General features: G+C 42.0%; 16 protein-coding genes and 1 riboswitch. All 16 genes read left to right on the top strand.

Features of this window, described 5'->3' with window-relative positions; translation table 11 throughout:
* Positions 1-89: 89 nt before the first annotated feature.
* The 16 genes from uvrA (at position 90) to nrdG (ending at position 18,450) form a co-directional block, all read left to right on the top strand.
* On the top strand, positions 90-2,921 hold the full coding sequence (uvrA, locus tag N8M09_RS01590) for an excinuclease ABC subunit UvrA (RefSeq protein ID WP_261062924.1): 2,832 nt from the start codon (positions 90-92) through the stop codon (positions 2,919-2,921).
* Positions 2,914-3,975, top strand: coding sequence for a M24 family metallopeptidase (locus N8M09_RS01585; protein ID WP_261062923.1), 1,062 nt, complete (start codon positions 2,914-2,916; stop codon positions 3,973-3,975). The genes uvrA and N8M09_RS01585 overlap by 8 nt, the downstream gene beginning before the upstream one ends.
* A 57-nt stretch (positions 3,976-4,032) precedes the next feature.
* Positions 4,033-4,183: riboswitch (M-box (ykoK) riboswitch) on the top strand.
* A gap of 194 nt (positions 4,184-4,377) precedes the next feature.
* Positions 4,378-7,038 carry a magnesium-translocating P-type ATPase gene (gene mgtA, locus N8M09_RS01580; RefSeq protein WP_261062922.1) on the top strand — a complete coding sequence of 887 codons (2,661 nt, stop codon included), beginning with the start codon at positions 4,378-4,380 and terminating at the stop codon, positions 7,036-7,038.
* A gap of 135 nt (positions 7,039-7,173) precedes the next feature.
* Positions 7,174-7,572 carry a transcriptional regulator Spx gene (spx, locus tag N8M09_RS01575; protein WP_000591165.1) on the top strand — a complete coding sequence of 133 codons (399 nt, stop codon included), beginning with the start codon at positions 7,174-7,176 and terminating at the stop codon, positions 7,570-7,572.
* A gap of 60 nt (positions 7,573-7,632) precedes the next feature.
* Complete coding sequence (locus N8M09_RS01570) at positions 7,633-8,202, top strand: SP0191 family lipoprotein (protein ID WP_057487786.1); 570 nt, start codon at positions 7,633-7,635, stop codon at positions 8,200-8,202.
* An 86-nt stretch (positions 8,203-8,288) separates the two neighbouring features.
* On the top strand, positions 8,289-8,555 hold the full coding sequence (locus N8M09_RS01565; RefSeq protein WP_000507059.1) for an IreB family regulatory phosphoprotein: 267 nt from the start codon (positions 8,289-8,291) through the stop codon (positions 8,553-8,555).
* Between the two features lie 3 nt (positions 8,556-8,558).
* Positions 8,559-8,978, top strand: a complete 420-nt coding sequence (ruvX, locus tag N8M09_RS01560) for a Holliday junction resolvase RuvX (protein ID WP_004239076.1) — start codon at positions 8,559-8,561, stop codon at positions 8,976-8,978.
* Between the two features lie 15 nt (positions 8,979-8,993).
* Positions 8,994-9,299, top strand: coding sequence for a DUF1292 domain-containing protein (locus tag N8M09_RS01555; protein WP_000017620.1), 306 nt, complete (start codon positions 8,994-8,996; stop codon positions 9,297-9,299).
* A gap of 255 nt (positions 9,300-9,554) precedes the next feature.
* Positions 9,555-10,805, top strand: a complete 1,251-nt coding sequence (locus N8M09_RS01550) for a bifunctional folylpolyglutamate synthase/dihydrofolate synthase (protein WP_261062921.1) — start codon at positions 9,555-9,557, stop codon at positions 10,803-10,805.
* On the top strand, positions 10,802-11,221 hold the full coding sequence (locus N8M09_RS01545) for an SP_0198 family lipoprotein (RefSeq protein ID WP_261062920.1): 420 nt from the start codon (positions 10,802-10,804) through the stop codon (positions 11,219-11,221). Before N8M09_RS01550 ends, N8M09_RS01545 begins: the two co-directional genes overlap by 4 nt.
* Positions 11,222-11,360: 139 nt before the next feature.
* The gene (gene cls, locus N8M09_RS01540; RefSeq protein ID WP_261062919.1) at positions 11,361-12,893 is read left to right on the top strand and encodes a cardiolipin synthase; all 1,533 of its coding nucleotides are present in this window, start codon (positions 11,361-11,363) and stop codon (positions 12,891-12,893) included.
* Between the two features lie 254 nt (positions 12,894-13,147).
* Positions 13,148-14,686: a damage-inducible protein CinA gene (locus N8M09_RS01535; RefSeq protein WP_261062918.1), complete on the top strand. Its 1,539-nt coding sequence runs from the start codon at positions 13,148-13,150 to the stop codon at positions 14,684-14,686.
* A gap of 119 nt (positions 14,687-14,805) precedes the next feature.
* The gene (nrdD, locus tag N8M09_RS01530; RefSeq protein ID WP_261062917.1) at positions 14,806-17,013 is read left to right on the top strand and encodes an anaerobic ribonucleoside-triphosphate reductase; all 2,208 of its coding nucleotides are present in this window, start codon (positions 14,806-14,808) and stop codon (positions 17,011-17,013) included.
* A gap of 11 nt (positions 17,014-17,024) precedes the next feature.
* On the top strand, positions 17,025-17,165 hold the full coding sequence (locus tag N8M09_RS01525) for a hypothetical protein (protein WP_261062916.1): 141 nt from the start codon (positions 17,025-17,027) through the stop codon (positions 17,163-17,165).
* A 195-nt stretch (positions 17,166-17,360) separates the two neighbouring features.
* Positions 17,361-17,867 carry a GNAT family N-acetyltransferase gene (locus N8M09_RS01520; protein WP_261062915.1) on the top strand — a complete coding sequence of 169 codons (507 nt, stop codon included), beginning with the start codon at positions 17,361-17,363 and terminating at the stop codon, positions 17,865-17,867.
* Positions 17,860-18,450 (top strand): anaerobic ribonucleoside-triphosphate reductase activating protein, encoded by a 591-nt coding sequence (gene nrdG / locus N8M09_RS01515; protein WP_033678521.1) that lies wholly within the window; start codon positions 17,860-17,862, stop codon positions 18,448-18,450. Before N8M09_RS01520 ends, nrdG begins: the two co-directional genes overlap by 8 nt.
* Positions 18,451-18,467 lie beyond the last annotated feature (17 nt).

The following is an 18,467-nucleotide window of genomic DNA, read 5'->3' as shown; positions in this document are numbered from 1 at the left end:
CTATTATACTACAAATTCAGCCTTTTGGGTAATAGAATCTCACTTTTTTTGGTATAATGGTAAGCAATAATGGACTAGAAAGAACAAAGATGCAAGATAAAATTGTCATTCATGGGGCGCGTGCCCATAATTTAAAAAATATTGATGTGGAGATTCCACGAGACAAGCTGGTTGTCGTGACTGGTTTGTCAGGTTCAGGGAAATCCAGTCTGGCCTTTGATACCCTCTATGCGGAGGGACAACGTCGCTATGTGGAGAGTTTGTCAGCCTACGCTCGTCAGTTTTTGGGAAATATGGAGAAGCCTGATGTGGATGCTATTGATGGTCTCAGCCCAGCTATTTCCATCGACCAGAAAACGACTAGTAAAAATCCTCGCTCGACGGTGGGAACCACGACTGAAATCAATGACTATCTGCGTCTCCTCTACGCGCGTGTGGGGACGCCTTACTGTATCAACGGTCATGGAGCTATTAAAGCTTCTTCTGTGGAGCAAATCGTTGATAAGGTTTTGGAGTTACCTGAACGCCAGCGCCTACAAATTTTAGCACCAGTCATTCGTAAGAAAAAAGGACAGCATAAGAACGTCATTGAAAAGGTTCAGAAAGATGGTTATGTTCGCGTCCGTGTGGATGGGGAAGTCTATGATGTGACCGAAGTGCCAGAGTTGTCTAAGAGCAAGCAACACAATATTGATGTCGTGGTTGACCGTATCGTTATCAAGGAGGGTATCCGTAGTCGCCTCTTTGATTCCATTGAGGCTGCCCTTCGTATTGCAGAAGGTTATGTCATTATCGACACGATGGACGACTCTGAGTTGCTCTTCTCTGAGCATTATGCCTGTCCAGTTTGTGGCTTTACTGTTCCAGAGTTAGAGCCACGTCTCTTCTCCTTCAATGCTCCTTTTGGTTCTTGTAGTGAGTGTGATGGCTTGGGCATCAAGCTGGAGGTGGATACTGATTTGGTAGTGCCAGATGCCAGCAAAACCTTACGTGAGGGAGCGCTGGCACCTTGGAATCCTATCTCATCCAACTACTATCCAAACATGCTAGAGCAGGCTATGACAGCCTTTGGAGTGGATATGGATAAGCCTTTTGAGGACTTGTCAGAAGAGGATAAGAACTTGATTCTCTATGGGTCAGATGGCAAGGAATTCCATTTCCACTATGAGAATGAATTTGGTGGCGTGCGCGATATCGATATTCCTTTTGAGGGAGTTGTCAATAATATCAAGCGTCGCTATCACGAGACAAACAGCGATTACACTCGCACCCAGATGCGCCTCTACATGAATGAGCTGACCTGCGGAACTTGTCGTGGTTACCGTCTCAATGACCAGGCCTTGTCTGTCCGTGTAGGTGGTGAGCAAGGGCCACATATCGGAGAAATTTCAGACCTGTCTATCGCGGACCACTTGGAGTTGGTGAGCCAGTTAACTTTGTCTGAAAATGAAGCCATTATTGCTCGTCCCATTCTCAAGGAAATCAAGGACCGTTTGACCTTCCTTAATAACGTGGGTCTTAACTACCTAACCCTGTCACGTTCGGCAGGAACCCTTTCAGGTGGGGAAAGTCAGCGTATTCGCTTGGCAACTCAGATTGGTTCTAACCTATCAGGTGTCCTCTATATCCTAGATGAGCCATCGATTGGGCTCCACCAGAGGGATAATGACCGTCTGATTGCCAGTCTCAAAAAGATGCGTGACTTGGGCAATACTCTCATCGTGGTAGAACACGATGAAGATACCATGCGTGAGGCGGATTATCTGATTGACGTTGGTCCTGGTGCGGGTGTTTTTGGTGGGGAAATTGTTGCGGCAGGTACGCCTAAACAGGTAGCTCGTAACAGTAAGTCTATCACAGGCCAGTACTTGTCAGGCAAACGTGCCATTCCAGTACCAGACGAGCGCCGTGTGGGTAATGGTCGTTTTATCGAAGTGACAGGAGCGCGTGAGAACAACCTGCAAAATGTCACAGCTCGCTTTCCACTAGGAAAATTCATCGCAGTGACAGGTGTATCAGGTTCAGGTAAATCGACCCTAATCAATAGCATTCTCAAAAAAGCTATTGCCCAGAAGCTCAACCGTAATTCAGACAAGCCTGGTAAATTCAAGACGATTACAGGGATTGAGCATGTTGATCGTTTGATTGACATTGACCAGAGCCCGATTGGACGAACGCCAAGGTCTAACCCGGCTACCTATACGGGAGTTTTTGACGATATACGTGACCTTTTTGCCCAGACAAACGAAGCCAAGATTCGAGGCTACAAGAAGGGTCGTTTCAGTTTCAATGTCAAGGGTGGTCGTTGTGAAGCCTGCTCAGGTGACGGGATTATCAAGATTGAGATGCACTTCTTGCCAGATGTTTACGTGGCTTGTGAAGTCTGCCACGGGACCCGCTACAACAGTGAGACCCTAGAAGTCCACTACAAGGAAAAAAATATCTCGCAGGTCTTGGATATGACCGTCAACGATGCGGTAGAATTCTTCCAACACATTCCCAAGATTCAACGCAAACTTCAGACCATCAAGGATGTGGGACTGGGATATGTAACGCTAGGGCAACCAGCTACCACCCTTTCTGGGGGAGAAGCCCAGCGTATGAAGCTGGCTAGTGAACTCCACAAACGATCGACAGGAAAATCTTTCTACATTCTGGACGAGCCAACGACAGGACTTCATACCGAGGACATCGCTCGCTTGCTCAAGGTTTTAGCTCGCTTTGTCGATGATGGCAATACAGTTCTTGTCATTGAGCACAATCTGGATGTTATCAAGACGGCAGACCATATTATTGACTTGGGACCTGAGGGCGGTGTCGGCGGTGGAACCATCATCGCAACAGGAACTCCAGAAGAAGTAGCGGCTAACGAAGCCAGCTACACAGGACAGTATTTGAAAGGAAAGTTACATCATGAATAAACGCGTACAAGCATTTCTAGCTAAAATGCAAGAAAAAGAACTAGATGGAATCATCATTAATAACCTTAAAAACGTCTATTACCTGACTGGTTTTTGGGGCTCAAACGGAACAGTCTTCATCAGCCGTGACCGTCAGGTCTTGGTGACAGACTCTCGCTATATCATTGCAGCCAAGCAAGAAACCAGTGGTTTTGAGATTGTGGCTGACCGTGATGAATTGGCTGTCATTGCAGGGATTGTTAAGGATATGGGCTTGTCTCGAATCGGTTTTGAGGACGAGATTTCAGTTTCTTATTATCATCGTATGCAGGCCGCCTTTGAAGGAATTGACTTGCTTCCACAAACTCAGTTTGTCGAAGGTCTTCGAATGATTAAAGATGAGGCAGAGATTGCAGCTATTCGCAAGGCTTGTTCTATCTCAGACCAAGCTTTCCGCGACGCGCTTGACTTTATCAAACCAGGAAAGACTGAAATTGAGATTGCCAACTTCCTTGACTTCCGCATGCGTGAGTTGGGAGCATCTGGCTTATCTTTTGATACGATTCTAGCTAGCGGTATCAATTCTTCTAAACCTCATGCCCATCCTATGCACAAACCAGTGGAACTAGGAGAAGCCATTACAATGGATTTCGGTTGCCTTTATGACCACTATGTCAGTGATATGACACGGACTATCTATCTAGGGCATGTTAGCGACGAGCAAGCAGAGATTTACAATACAGTTCTAAAAGCTAACCAAGCCTTGATTGATCAGGCTAAGGCTGGCTTAGGTTTCCGTGACTTTGACAAAATCCCTCGTGATATTATTATCGAGGCAGGCTATGGCGACTACTTTACTCACGGTATCGGACACGGTATTGGACTGGATATTCATGAGGAACCATATTTTAGCCAAACTTCTACAGAAACTATTAAGGCAGGAATGACCTTGACAGATGAACCAGGTATCTATATCGAAGGTAAATATGGCGTTCGTATCGAGGATGATATCTTGATTACAGAGACAGGTTGTGAATTATTGACCCTTGCTCCAAAAGAGTTGATAGTTATTTAAGAGTTAAACAACTCAAATGATTGACTTTTAAATTTTAAAGGTTTATACTGAAAGACGAAAACGGTAGGTGAGGCTACCATAGGGATACGGATGACTACCGCAAAGCAGTGGAGACACTACTCGTTGGTCAACAGTCCTGGTCGCGAAGGCCAAGACTAAGCTCATTACATTGCCCTATGGAGTTAAAGCTTGAACGAAAAACAGATAATTAGTTTTTTAATCCTGCCATTTTATGGTGGGATTTTCTACTGTTTAAATCAAAGAAAGGAGATAGACGATGCAAATTGACGATCATCCGGAACCGCACATACACAGCCAATCGCTGATTTGTGTCGTTCTGCCCTTATAAAGTGATTGGTCTCTGTGTATGAAACACATCATTCATACAGATAGGAGAAACCAATGAAAACTACAAAAGAAAGATTAGCAACAGCTATTCATACATCTTTAAACGAAACTCTATCTTTTTATAAGACAAGTCTAACAGGCTTGACTGAGGAGCAGGTGGAGAAAAATCGTGACCTATATGGCGAAAATACCATCACAAAGGGTCAAGAAGACAGTATCCTCAAAAAGATTTACGAATCCATTATCAATCCTTTTACGATCATCTTACTGGTCATCGCCGTGATTTCCTTGGTGACTAATGTCTGGTTGGCAAAACCAGGTCAAGAGGATCCGACGACTTCTATTATCATCGTTGTCCTAGTCCTCATTTCTGGTGGTATACGCTTTGTCCAAGAACTCCGTAGTGATAAGGCTGCGACCAATCTATCAAAAATGATTGTCAACACAGCGACTGTCATTCGTCAAGGAGAAATCCAAGAAGTACCTATCGATGATTTGGTAGTGGGTGACGTGGTTAAATTAAGCGCTGGAGACATGATTCCAGCAGATCTTCTTTTATTTGAGTCGCGTGATTTCTTTGTACAACAGTCGGGCTTGACAGGTGAAAGTGAATCGGTTGAAAAATTGGCCTTGACCAAGGCAACAGTTCAACAATCTGATAGTCTGCTAGAAGCAGAAGCGCTCGCCTTTATGGGAACCAATGTCTTGTCTGGTAGTGCCAAGGCCGTGGTTTTAGCAGTTGGTGATGATACCATGATGGGAGCCATTGAGCAGACTTTGAACACCTATGACGAGCCTACTTCGTTTGAGCGGGAGATGAATAGTATTTCTTGGCTCCTGATTCGCTTGATGTTGGTCATGGTTCCCATCGTGTTTCTTTCTAATGGCTTGACAGATGGAGATTGGTTAGAAGCTGGCGTATTTGCTTTGAGTGTTGGTGTTGGATTGACACCTGAGATGCTTCCTATGATTATCACAGCCAGTCTAGCAAAAGGCTCCATCATTATGGCCAAGGAAAAAGTGGTTATCAAGAAACTCAATGCCATACAGGACTTAGGGGCGATTGATATCTTGTGTACAGATAAAACAGGAACTTTAACCCAAGATGAAATCGTTCTAGAATATCCCTTGGACATCCACGGGCGCTTGGATTTGACCGTCTTGAGACGGGCCTATCTCAATTCCTATTTTCAAACTGGTCTGAAAAATTTGATGGACAGAGCTATTATCAAGCGGACTGAAAAGGAAGCAAAAGAACACGCCCTCTTGCAAAATCTGGCTCAAACCTTTCAAAAAATAGATGAGCTTCCCTTTGATTTTGAACGTAGACGGATGAGTGTTATCGTTAAGGATGAACACGAAACGGTTAGTTTGGTAACTAAGGGAGCCCTTGAGGAAATGTTGATGATTTCCAGTTATGCGGAATACCAAGGAGTGATTACTCCCTTGACAGATGTTATTAGAGAAGAAATTTTAGCAGAAGTCAGACAACTAAATCAACAAGGTTTGCGTGTCTTGGGAGTGGCCTATAAGTCAGGTTTGAGGGAAGGTCATGCCTATACAGTTGATGACGAAGGGGATATGATTCTAACTGGTTATTTAGCCTTCCTAGACCCTCCTAAACCATCTGCAGCACCAGCAATTAAGGCTCTGTTAGAGCATGGGGTTCAAACAAAGATTTTGACGGGAGACAACGAAAAAGTTACCCAAGCAGTTTGTGAAAAGGTTGGTTTGGATATCAATCAGATGCTGTTGGGTTCTGATATTGACGCCATGGCGGACGAAGAATTGGCTCAAGCCGTAGAGGAGGTAACCGTCTTCGCCAAACTTTCTCCTGATCAAAAAGCACGGATTATTCTGCGATTTAAGGCTAATGGTCATGCTGTCGGTTATATGGGAGATGGGATCAATGATGCTCCTTCTATGAAAGTTGCAGATGTGGGAATTTCTGTTGATACAGCAGTAGATATTGCCAAAGAAACAGCTGATGTTATCCTACTTGATAAGGATCTCATGGTGCTGGAAAAAGGACTTGTTGAAGGTCGTAAGGTCTATGCCAATATGACCAAATATATCAAGATGACAGTGAGTTCTAATTTTGGAAATATCTTATCCCTATTAGTCTCTGGAATCTTTTTACCATTTTTACCAATGGCGCCAGTCCATTTGATTATCCTAAATCTAGTCTATGATTTGTCTTGTATTGCCTTGCCTTTTGACAAGGTGGACAAAGATTTTTTGAGAAATCCACATACCTGGGAAGCTAAGTCTATCACACGTTTCATGATTTGGATGGGACCTATCTCTTCTGCCTTTGATATTTTGACCTTCAGTTTGCTCTATTTTATCATTGTACCCATGACGACAGGTCAAGCCTATGTCCATGGAGCGGAGTCTGCCGTAGGATTTATTGTCTTGTTTCAGACAGGTTGGTTTATCGAGTCCATGTGGTCACAGACCATGGTTATCCATATGCTGCGTTCAGCTAAAATTCCCTTTTTACAAAGTCGTCCAGCTTGGCTAGTCCTTGTGACAACCTTATTGGCTGCAGCCTTTGTGACCTTCCTTCCCTACAGTCCACTAGCTAGCCTTCTTCATCTAACTCCTTTGAAGCCGATCTATTTCATCTTTTTGCTTTTCATCATCATTTTGTACATGATTAGCGTGACAATTGTGAAAAAAATCTATATCAAGAAATATAAAGAATGGCTGTAAATTTCATTTTGTCAAGAAAAAAGTACGAAAATGACGAAAAAAGTCAAAAAAATTTAAAAATAGGTCGCAAGTCGGATGTTTTTTATGGTATAATAGACTAAACTGATAGTAACATGTAGCGAAAGGGGTAGGTACATGATTAAAATTTATACAGTCTCAAGTTGTACTAGCTGTAAAAAAGCAAAAACCTGGCTCAATGCCCACCAGTTAAGTTATAAAGAACAAAACCTTGGTAAAGAAGGAATTACGAGAGAAGAATTACTGGATATTCTGACAAAAACAGATAACGGAATAGCCAGCATCGTTTCGTCTAAAAATCGCTATGCCAAAGCCCTTGGAGTGGATATTGAAGATTTGAGTGTCAATGAAGTCCTCAATCTGATTATGGAAACACCGAGAATTTTAAAGAGCCCAATTCTTGTAGATGAAAAACGCCTGCAAGTTGGCTATAAGGAAGACGATATTCGTGCCTTCCTACCACGCTCTGTCCGTAATGTAGAAAATGCAGAAGCACGTTTGCGTGCAGCTCTATAAACATCAAGACTGGGAGCAACTCCCAGTCTTATTTTAATTTCAAAAAGAAAGAAGAAAGAAATGAAAAAAATTGTTCTTGTTAGTCTAGCTTTCCTTTTTGTCCTGGTTGGTTGCGGACAGAAAAAAGAAACTGGACCAGCTACAAAAACAGAAAAAGATACGCTTCAGTCAGCATTGCCAGTTATTGAAAATGCTGAGAAGAATACAGTTGTCACCAAGACTTTGGTTTTGCCGAAATCAGATGATGGTAGCCAGCAAATCCAAACAATTACTTACAAAGACAAGACTTTTTTGAGTCTAACTATCCAACAAAAACGTCCAGTCTCTGATGAGTTGAAGACTTATATTGACCAACATGGAGTGGAAGAAACTCAAAAAGCTCTTCTCGAGGCAGAGGAGAAGGATGAGGCTATCATAGCAGCTCGTAAATTAGCAGGCTTTAAGCTTGAAACCAAATTATTGAGCGCAACAGAACTTCAAACAACGACTAGTTTTGATTTTCAAGTTCTGGATGTCAAGAAGGCTTCTCAGTTGGAATATTTGAAGAATATTGGCTTGGAAAATCTCTTGAAGAATGAACCAAGCAAATATATTTCAGACAGATTGGCAAATGGCGCGACAGAACAATAGAAAATCCAAATAAATAGACTGCCTGAATTGTAGAACGTAAGGAATTATGCTATAATGGTACTATTCTAAGGAAAGAGGGTGTTAGAATGGGATTTACTGAAGAAACAGTACGTTTTAAATTGGACGATTCCAATAAAAAAGAAATTAGCGAAACTTTGACTGATGTCTATGCTTCGTTGAACGATAAGGGCTACAACCCAATTAACCAAATCGTTGGTTACGTATTGAGTGGAGACCCTGCCTACGTTCCTCGTTATAATAATGCACGAAATCAAATCCGTAAGTATGAGCGTGATGAAATCGTTGAGGAGTTGGTTCGCTACTACCTAAAAGGACAAGGAGTCGATCTGTAACCTATGAGAATTATGGGATTGGACGTCGGTTCAAAAACGGTAGGGGTGGCTATTAGCGATCCGCTCGGTTTTACAGCTCAAGGGCTTGAAATCATCCAAATCAATGAGGAGCAAGGCCAATTTGGTTTTGACCGCGTTAAAGAGTTGGTTGATACTTACAAGGTGGAACGATTTGTAGTGGGCTTGCCTAAAAACATGAACAATACAAGCGGACCGCGCGTGGAAGCTAGTCAAGCATACGGAGCAAAGCTAGAAGAGCTTTTTGGTTTACCAGTAGACTATCAAGATGAACGCTTGACAACAGTGGCTGCTGAGCGCATGTTGATTGAACAAGCAGATATCAGTCGCAATAAGCGCAAGAAAGTCATTGATAAGTTAGCAGCTCAGCTGATTTTACAAAATTATTTAGATAGAAAATTTTAATATAAAGGAGAGGCTATGTCACACGATCATAACCACGACCACGAAGAACGTGAATTAATTACACTAGTAGATGAGCAAGGAAATGAAACCTTGTTTGAAATCCTTTTGACCATTGACGGAAAAGAAGAATTTGGTAAAAACTATGTTCTTCTAGTACCAGTTAACGCAGAAGAAGACGAAGACGGACAAGTTGAAATTCAAGCTTACTCATTCATCGAAAACGAAGATGGAACAGAAGGCGAATTGCAACCAATCCCAGAAGACTCAGAAGACGAATGGAACATGATTGAGGAGGTCTTCAATAGTTTTATGGAGGAGTAAAAATGTTCAGTGAACATTTTTACCCTTATGCTAAAAATAAAGACTATAAGTAAGTCTGGGAGACTGTATCACCCCAACTCCTAGAAATTGGAAGAGTTGGAACATCCAGTGGATGTTTTTAGCCCAAGTTAATATTCATAGTTGCTAGTGATTAGCTAACCAGGTAAGAGGTCGGGACGAAAATCCTGACCTCATTTTTTGTTATCTACGGAATTTTGTTAGATAATTGATTAGATTTTTGTCAAGGAGATGTGTATGTTTGAAATAGAAGAATGGCTCCATAGTCGGATTGGTTTGAATTTTCGATCAGGTTTGGGCCGAATACAGCAAGCGGTGGATTTGTTGGGGAATCCCGAGAAGTCTTATCCTATTATCCACGTAACAGGGACTAACGGGAAAGGATCTACCATTGCTTTTATGAGGGAGTTATTTATGGGACATGGCAAAAAAGTTGCGACCTTTACCTCCCCTCATATCGTCTCTATCAATGATCGAATCTGCATTAATGGGCAACCTATAGCAGACACAGACTTCATCCGCTTGGCTGAGCAGGTCAAGGAGATGGAAAAAACGCTTCTGCAAACCCATGATCAGTTGTCCTTTTTTGAATTGCTGACCTTGATTGCTTTTCTTTATTTTAGAGAACAAGAGGTGGATTTGGTTTTATTAGAAGTGGGAATTGGCGGCTTACTTGACACGACCAATGTGGTAACTGGAGAGATTGCTGTCATCACCTCCATCGGCCTTGACCATCAGGAGACCTTGGGTGATAGTCTGGAAGCAATCGCAGAGCAGAAAGCTGGTATTTTCAAGGCTGGTAAGAAGGCAGTGATTGCGAAATTGCCTCCAGAAGCTAGGCTTGTCTGTCGGAAAAAAGCCGAATCTTTAGCTGTTGACCTTTATCAGGCGGGCCAAGATTTTTCAATGCTGAATGGTGATTTTTCAAGCTCTTTGGCTAACCTTTCACAGTTGAAAATAGGCTTAGAAGGAGCTTATCAGCAGGAAAATGCGGCCTTGGCGCTACAAACGTTTCTTCTCTTTATGAGAGAAGGAAAGGAAGCTGTTGATGAGCAGGTTGTAAGACAGGCTTTGGGGAAGACCCATTGGGCTGGCCGTTTGGAGCGTATTCGTCCTCAAATTTACTTGGACGGTGCTCATAACCTCCCTGCCTTGACTCGCTTGGTTGAATTTATTAAAGAAAAAGAGCAGGAAGGATATCGACCTCAAATCCTCTTTGGCGCCTTGAAACGTAAGGATTATCAAGGGATGTTAGGTTATCTGACTGAGAATTTGCCTCCAGTGGAACTCAAGGTGACTGGTTTTGACTATCAAGGTTCTCTGGATGAGACAGATGTAACAGGTTACCATGTAATTCCCTCTTACCGAGAATTTATCAGCAGTTTTGAAGAAAGAGCCGATACCAAGGACTTGTTATTCATTACAGGGTCTCTCTATTTTATCTCAGAAGTACGGAGCCACATACTGGGGCATGAGCAGATAAATTGACCTCTCTAGCAAGTCTTAGTCTCTTAGTAGCTTGTTCACAAAGAGTTCAACAGGTTCAACAACCAGCAGCTCAACCGCAATCACAACCTGTTGCTTCATCTTCCACAGCAAATACAAACCAGGCAACGACAAGTTCTTCACAAAATGCGCCTGAGGCTCAACCAACTAATATTGATGGGACTTATACCGGTCAGGACGAAGGAGACCGTATCACTTTAGTGGTAACTGGAACAACTGGTACCTGGACACAGGTTGAAACTGACGGGGAACAAGAAATCAAGCAGGTCAGCTTCGATGCAGCCAATCAACGCATGGTTATTGGGGATGATGTCAAGATTTATGCAATCAATGGCAGTCAGATGATTATCGACGTTATGGATAGAGAAGCGTCTGATCGCATTGTTTTATCAAAATAGACTAGAAGAAGACTGGATTTTTCGGTCTCTTTTGCTTTTGCTCAGAAAAATGATTATAAATACTTGCCTTCTACCGAATACCTGAGTTATACTAGTATCAATTACCTGTTTTTAGCATTCAAACTATCAAGGAGGGGATATGAAATATAGAAAATTTCAATTATTGATGTCCAAGTATGGCTTTAGTCTTTCGATTATGCTACTTGAACTTTTTCTTGTTTTTGGTCTCTTTCTTTATTTAGGGCGTATGGCCCCTATTCTTTGGGTTATTCTCTTAATCTTTATGAGTATGGCGACTATCGTAGCGATTGTCAATCGTTCCATGGCGCCTGAAAGCAAGGTAATGTGGTTAGTGGTGACTTTTGTTCCTGTCATTGGCCCCTTGCTCTATCTGATGTTTGGTGAAAGACGATTATCCAAAAAAGAAATCAAGCAGTTGGACAAACTTGGTTCCATGCATTTTCGTGAGGATAACAGTAAAGCTCTCCGCCAGAAATTGAAGGAAGAGGATAAGGCAGCTTACGGAGTTATCAAATCTTTGTTAAGTATGGATAGTAACGCCGATGTCTATGATCGAACAGACTCACAATTCTTTTCTTCGGGTGAAAGCATGTGGCAATATATGTTGGAAGACCTCAAGAAAGCTGAAAAGTTTATCTTTTTAGAGTATTATATTGTCGAAGAAGGTTTGATGTGGAATAGCATACTAGACATACTAGAGCAAAAGGCAGCTCAGGGTGTAGAGGTCAAGATGCTCTATGATGATATCGGCTGTATGGCGACTTTGCCTGGAGACTATACTATTCAGCTTCGTAGTCGAGGAATTGAAGCCCATAAATTTAACAAGGTGGTTCCTCGCTTGACGGTGGCTTACAACAATCGGGACCATCGGAAAATCCTTGTCATAGATGGTCAGGTAGCTTATACAGGAGGTATTAACTTAGCCGATGAATACATCAATCATGTAGAACGCTTTGGCTACTGGAAGGACAGTGGGATTCGCTTAGATGGCCCTGGTGTCAAGGCTCTAACTCGTCTCTTTTTGATGACTTGGTACATCAATCGTGGGGAAATCAGCGATTTTGACCAGTATCACTTGGAAAATCAGCCTTGTTCTGGCCAAGGGCTCTGCATTCCTTACGGTAGTGGACCCAAGCCCATCTTCCGTACTCAGGTAGGGAAAAAAGTCTATCAAAGTTTGATTAATCAGGCTACTGATTCAGTCTATATCACAACACCCTATTTGATTATTGACTATGATTTAACTGAGAGTATTAAAAATGCAGCCATGAGAGGTGTTGATGTCCGTATCGTGACCCCTTTTATTCCGGATAAAAAATTAATCCAGCTCATAACAAGAGGAGCCTATCCAGATCTTTTGTCAGCAGGAGTAAGGATTTTTGAGTATAGTCCAGGCTTTATCCACAGTAAACAAATCCTAGTGGATAAGGACTTTGCTGCAGTTGGGACCATTAACTTAGATTACAGAAGTTTGCTTCATCACTATGAAGATGCAGTTTTGCTATATAAAACGGCATCAATCACAGAGATTCAAAAAGATTTTCAGGAGATTTTTTCAGTATCGCAAGAAATATTCCCTCATACGATAAAAAATAGCTGGTATCAAAAATTGATTAAGGAAATTGCCCAGTTATTCGCCCCTATCTTATAAGAAATCTAGGACTGAGGACACAAACCAGTCCTATTTTTCTTGTCTTTTACGAATAAGAAGATGTAGGAGGCAAGATGTTAACTCAGAAAGAATTGGATTATATCATGATATTTAAACAGACACATTTACACCGATTTCGAGAAATTGAAACCTTTGTGAAACTATACAAAAAATCACTCAAACACCCATCGCAAGCTGACAATCCTAGGACTTTTTGATATACTAAGACAGATAAATTGAATAGGAGAAACGATATGAGTGTGTATGGTAGAGTAGAAGAAGTTCATCAGGAGAATCGTGAACCTCTAGAATACCAAATCGAACAAGAATCGCATCATCGTGAATCAAGTCGTCTTCCTTTGGTAAAAATTTTACTATGGAGTACGCTTGTAACGGGGATAACTCTAGGAGTACCGCTATTACTCGATTTAATGAGTGCGCAGGAAGTGCAGGATTTTTATGCAGGTTGGGCCCTTCATCAGACAGGGAAAATTTACAGCGACTATTATGGAAGTCAAGGTTTGCTTTATTATTTGCTGACTTACGTGACTCAGGGCGGATTTTTCTTTGCCATTTTTGAGTGGTTAGCCTTGGTAGCAGGAGGATTTTTCCTCTTTCGATCGGCAGACACCTTGACAGAGCAAGGAGACCAAGCTGGACAACTGGTGACTATTTTTTATATGCTAGTTACAGGTCTTGCGTTTGGTGGAGGTTATGCGACTCTTTTAGCGCTTCCTTTCTTATTCGCGGCCTTTAGCTTAGTTGCTGCTTACCTAAGCAATCCAAGCCATGATAAGGGATTTGTACGGATTGGGCTGGCTTTGGCGGGAGGATTTTTCTTTGCTCCCTTGGCATCGCTCCTGTTTATTGCTGTAGTGAGTTTAGGCTTGTTGGTCTTTAACATTGGGCATAGACGTTTTGCACATGGATTTTATCAGTTTCTTGCAGTGGCTTTAGGTTTCTCACTGGTCTTTTATCCAACTGCTTACTATAGTGTTGCAACAGGAAGTTTTGAGGATGCGATTAGTGGAATTTTGTATCCAATTCATTCCATTCGTTTGGTTTCTGTTTCGGCATTGTTAGAAAATGTTTTGTTTTATGGGTTGTTGGCTCTTGGCATGGGAGTTTTGGTTTTTGTCTTTTTAGGTCTCTTTCAATCTAAATCCTCTAAACTATATGTCATCTCAGTGCCTGCGAGTCTATTCCTGATTTTAGGTTTGGTAGTGATTTCCTTTACACAGGATCCTCTACATGCATCCCGTTTGATGCTCATTTTCCCTGTCTTTCTTCTGCTTTTAGTGTCCAATATCAAGGGACAACAGAGTGGTCGTAGTGTTAGAAGAAGACGCAGAGAAGAGCCTGTTAGTCTCTGGCATCGCTATACTAAAGGGAATCTTTACCTACCGATTTTAACTTTGTTATATCTTTTGGCTGTTCCTTTTTTGATGAGGTTTGTCCTTTATCCAGTACCTTATCAAGAACGTGAGCGTCTTGCTGATTTGGTGAAAGAGGAGACAAGTACGGAAGATGCTATCTATGCATGGGATGATACTGCAACTCTTTATCGTAAGAGTGAGCGCTTGTCGCCATCGGCTATTTTGTCCCCGTTGCACTATACAGCAACTGAGGAAAATCGGAATAAGCTACTCAATGACTTGAAAGAAAAACAACCCAAGGTGATTGTGGTGAATGATAAGGTAGCAGTCTGGTCTGAAGTGGAAACAATTTTGAAAGAAAATTACCAACCAGTAAAGACTGATTACTCAGAGTTTAAAGTCTATAAAATTAAATAGCTAAATCAATATCTTGTGTATTTTTAAAAATTTTAGGATTTTTAACACAAGATATTGATTTTTCTTTTTAGAGTGGTATAATACTTTTTAGAAAGAACATTTTAGAAAAGAGCATGCATATGATTGCACTAGAAGAAAAAATTACAATTTTGCCAACTCTCTTCGTCGAGAAACGAGATGGGAGACGTGTTGTATTTGATGTGGACAAGATTGACAAGGCTCTCCACAAGGCGGCAGACAAGGTTATGGATGTGACACCCTTGGTCGAAAAACGCCTCAATGCTCTGACCGAGCGAATTGTCACAGAAATTCATAGTCGCTTTCCAAAGGGGGTTAAGATTTACGAAATTCAAAATATCGTAGAACATGAACTCCTCGAAGCCAAAGAATATGCGCTGGCTGAGGAGTATATTACTTATCGGACACAAAGGGATTTTGAGCGCTCAAAAGCGACAGATATTAACTTTAGTATCCATAAACTTCTCAACAAAGATCAAGCAGTTGTCAATGAAAACGCTAATAAAGACAGCGATGTTTTTAATACCCAGCGTGATTTGACAGCAGGTATTGTTGGGAAATCAATCGGACTGCAAATGCTTCCTAAGCACGTAGCCAATGCCCACCAAAAAGGGGATATCCACTATCATGATTTGGACTACAGCCCCTATACTCCTATGACCAACTGCTGTTTGATTGACTTTAAAGGTATGTTGGAAAATGGTTTTAAGATTGGAAATGCAGAGGTAGAAAGTCCCAAGTCTATCCAGACTGCGACAGCTCAGATTTCCCAAATCATCGCCAACGTTGCTTCTAGCCAGTATGGAGGCTGTTCAGCTGACCGTATCGATGAAGTCTTGGCGCCTTATGCAGAGAAGAATTACCAAAAACACCTCAAAGATGCGGAAGAATGGGTTTTGCCTGAAAAACGGGAAGATTACGCTTGGAAGAAAACGCAAAAGGACATTTATGATGCCATGCAATCTCTCGAGTATGAAATCAACACTCTCTTCACTTCAAATGGACAAACACCTTTTACTTCGCTAGGTTTTGGTCTAGGAACCAATCGTTTTGAGCGTGAAATTCAAAAGGCGATTTTAAACATTCGTATCAATGGGCTTGGTTCGGAACACCGCACAGCCATCTTCCCTAAGCTCATCTTTACGCTTAAAAGAGGTCTTAACTTAGAGGAAGGGACACCCAACTACGACATCAAGCAGTTGGCTCTAGAGTGTGCAACAAAACGGATGTACCCAGATGTTTTGTCCTATGATAAGATTGTTGACTTGACAGGTTCCTTCAAGGTGCCTATGGGTTGCCGTTCGTTCCTCCAAGGGTGGAAGGATGAAAATGGTGTAGAAGTCAATTCAGGCCGTATGAATCTGGGTGTTGTGACGGTTAACCTGCCTCGTATCGCCCTCGAATCTGAGGGTGACATGAATAAGTTCTGGGAAATCTTCAATGAGCGGATGAATATTGCTGAAGATGCTCTGGTTTATCGTGTCGAACGCACTAAAGAGGCGACACCAGCCAATGCTCCTATCCTCTATCAGTACGGTGCTTTTGGCCATCGTCTAGGTAAAGAAGAAAGTGTTGACCAGCTCTTTAAGAATCGTCGCGCAACCGTTTCGCTGGGCTATATCGGTTTGTATGAAGTAGCGACAGTCTTCTTTGGAAATAGCTGGGAACACAATCCAGAAGCCAAAGAATTCACGCTGGATATCATTCGTGATATGAAACGTCGTGTAGAAGAGTGGTCTGACCAATATGGCTATCATTTCTCTATCTACTCAACACCATCTGAAAGTTTGACAGATCGTTTCTGCCGACTAGATACAGACAAGTTTGGTTCTATTCCTGATATTACAGATAAGGAATACTACACTAACTCTTTCCACTACGATGTTCGTAAAAATCCAACACCGTTTGAAAAATTAGACTTTGAGAAAGTCTATCCAGAAGCGGGTGCGTCAGGTGGTTTCATTCATTATTGTGAGTATCCAGTCCTCCAGCAAAATCCTAAAGCCTTGGAAGCTGTCTGGGATTATGCTTATGACCGTGTGGGTTATTTGGGCACTAATACTCCAATTGACCGTTGCTACAAGTGTGACTTTGAAGGAGATTTTGAACCAACTGAGAGGGGCTTTGCTTGTCCTAACTGTGGCAATAGCGACCCTAAAACAGTAGACGTTGTTAAACGGACTTGTGGCTATTTAGGCAATCCTCAAGCAAGACCCATGGTAAACGGTCGTCACAAGGAAATCGCTGCGCGTGTCAAACATATGAATGGTTCAACGATTAAAATAGCTGGGCATCAAGTAACAAATTAGAAAGAAATGAAATGGGAAAATATCAATTAGACGATAAGGGGCGTGCGCAAGTGACCCGTTATCACGAGAAACACTCTAAAGGTGGAGCTGGTAAGAAAGAACGTTTGCTCAACATCAGAGAACAATTTTTAAACAAGAATAAGAAAAAATAAAAGTGATACTCAATGAAAATTAAAGAGCAAACTAGGAAGCTAGCCGCAGGTTGCTCAAAACACTGTTTTGAGGTTGTGGATAGAACTGACGAAGTCAGTAACCGTACTACGGTAAGGCGACGCTGACGTGGTTTGAATTTGATTTTCGAAGAGTATGAGAGTCAGCTCTCACTTTTCTCATAGTGGGAGGTAATGATGGAATTACGCAGACCGACAATAGTAGATAGAGAAGCTGTTTTAGACATGATGGCAGAGTTTGAAAAGATCCAATCAGCCCATGATGGTGGATTTTGGGATACAGAGAACTTTGTGTATGAAGAGTGGTTGGAAACAAATATGCAAAAAGAGATGGGAATAAACTTGCCTGAAAATCGTGTTCCTTCTATTCAATTTGTATCATTTGATGATATAGGTCGTGCTCTAGGATTTTTGAATCTGCGATTAAGACTGAATGAGGGTTTACTGAATTATGCTGGCCACATTGGCTACTCTATTCGTCCATCTGAAAGAGGCAAGGGTTATGCTAAAGAAACTCTCCGTCAGGGCTTGCAAGTTGCTAAGGAAAAGAACATCAAGAAAGCTCTTGTGACCTGTAGCGTGAATAATCCTGCTAGCAGAGCAGTCATTTTAGCAAATGGTGGGCTCCTTGAGGATGTTCGTAATGGAGTCGAGCGTTATTGGATAGAGGTAGCGAATGAATAATCCAAAACCACAAGAATGGAAAAGTGAGGAACTCAGTCAAGGGCGTATCATCGACTACAAGGCCTTTAACTTTGTAGATGGAGAAGGTGTGCGTAACTCTCTCTATGTATCAGGCTGCATGTTTCACTGCGAGGGATGTTATAATGTTGCCACTTGGTCTTTCAATGCTGGTATTCCCTATACAGCAGAATTAGAAGAGCAGATCATGGCAGATCTTGCTCAACCCTATGTTCAAGGCTTGACCTTGCTGGGAGGGGAGCCATTTCTCAATACGGGTATTCTCTTGCCACTTGTTAAACGTATCCGGAAGGAATTGCCAGATAAGGATATCTGGTCCTGGACGGGCTATACATGGGAAGAAATGATGTTGGAAACTCCAGATAAACTGGAACTCTTATCATTGATTGACATTCTTGTCGATGGACGATACGATCGAACTAAGAGAAATCTCATGCTCCAGTTTCGAGGTTCGTCCAATCAACGCATCATCGATGTGCAAAAATCGCTCCAAAGTGGGCAAGTAGTGATTTGGGACAAGCTCAATGACGGGAAAGAAAGCTATGAACAGGTGAAGAGAGAGTAACTTTCTTCCATAAAATA

It is taken from the genome of Streptococcus mitis, assembly GCF_946190375.1.
Lineage (GTDB): Bacteria > Bacillota > Bacilli > Lactobacillales > Streptococcaceae > Streptococcus > Streptococcus mitis_CJ.
The sequence above is the reverse complement of the archived record's forward strand: the minus strand, read 5'-3'. Positions and strand labels throughout refer to the sequence as shown.

What these genes read in the sequence shown, in the direction of transcription:
- N8M09_RS01565 (WP_000507059.1), top strand. Translation starts at nt 8,289, where the DNA reads ATGGGATTTACTGAAGAAACAGTACGTTTTAAATTGGACGATTCCAAT.
- N8M09_RS01520 (WP_261062915.1), top strand. Translation starts at nt 17,361, where the DNA reads ATGGAATTACGCAGACCGACAATAGTAGATAGAGAAGCTGTTTTAGAC.
- N8M09_RS01570 (WP_057487786.1), top strand. Translation starts at nt 7,633, where the DNA reads ATGAAAAAAATTGTTCTTGTTAGTCTAGCTTTCCTTTTTGTCCTGGTT.
- N8M09_RS01535 (WP_261062918.1), top strand. Translation starts at nt 13,148, where the DNA reads ATGAGTGTGTATGGTAGAGTAGAAGAAGTTCATCAGGAGAATCGTGAA.
- ruvX (WP_004239076.1), top strand. Translation starts at nt 8,559, where the DNA reads ATGAGAATTATGGGATTGGACGTCGGTTCAAAAACGGTAGGGGTGGCT.
- cls (WP_261062919.1), top strand. Translation starts at nt 11,361, where the DNA reads ATGAAATATAGAAAATTTCAATTATTGATGTCCAAGTATGGCTTTAGT.
- nrdD (WP_261062917.1), top strand. Translation starts at nt 14,806, where the DNA reads ATGATTGCACTAGAAGAAAAAATTACAATTTTGCCAACTCTCTTCGTC.
- N8M09_RS01585 (WP_261062923.1), top strand. Translation starts at nt 2,914, where the DNA reads ATGAATAAACGCGTACAAGCATTTCTAGCTAAAATGCAAGAAAAAGAA.
- N8M09_RS01550 (WP_261062921.1), top strand. Translation starts at nt 9,555, where the DNA reads ATGTTTGAAATAGAAGAATGGCTCCATAGTCGGATTGGTTTGAATTTT.
- spx (WP_000591165.1), top strand. Translation starts at nt 7,174, where the DNA reads ATGATTAAAATTTATACAGTCTCAAGTTGTACTAGCTGTAAAAAAGCA.
- uvrA (WP_261062924.1), top strand. Translation starts at nt 90, where the DNA reads ATGCAAGATAAAATTGTCATTCATGGGGCGCGTGCCCATAATTTAAAA.
- mgtA (WP_261062922.1), top strand. Translation starts at nt 4,378, where the DNA reads ATGAAAACTACAAAAGAAAGATTAGCAACAGCTATTCATACATCTTTA.
- N8M09_RS01525 (WP_261062916.1), top strand. Translation starts at nt 17,025, where the DNA reads ATGGGAAAATATCAATTAGACGATAAGGGGCGTGCGCAAGTGACCCGT.
- N8M09_RS01555 (WP_000017620.1), top strand. Translation starts at nt 8,994, where the DNA reads ATGTCACACGATCATAACCACGACCACGAAGAACGTGAATTAATTACA.
- nrdG (WP_033678521.1), top strand. Translation starts at nt 17,860, where the DNA reads ATGAATAATCCAAAACCACAAGAATGGAAAAGTGAGGAACTCAGTCAA.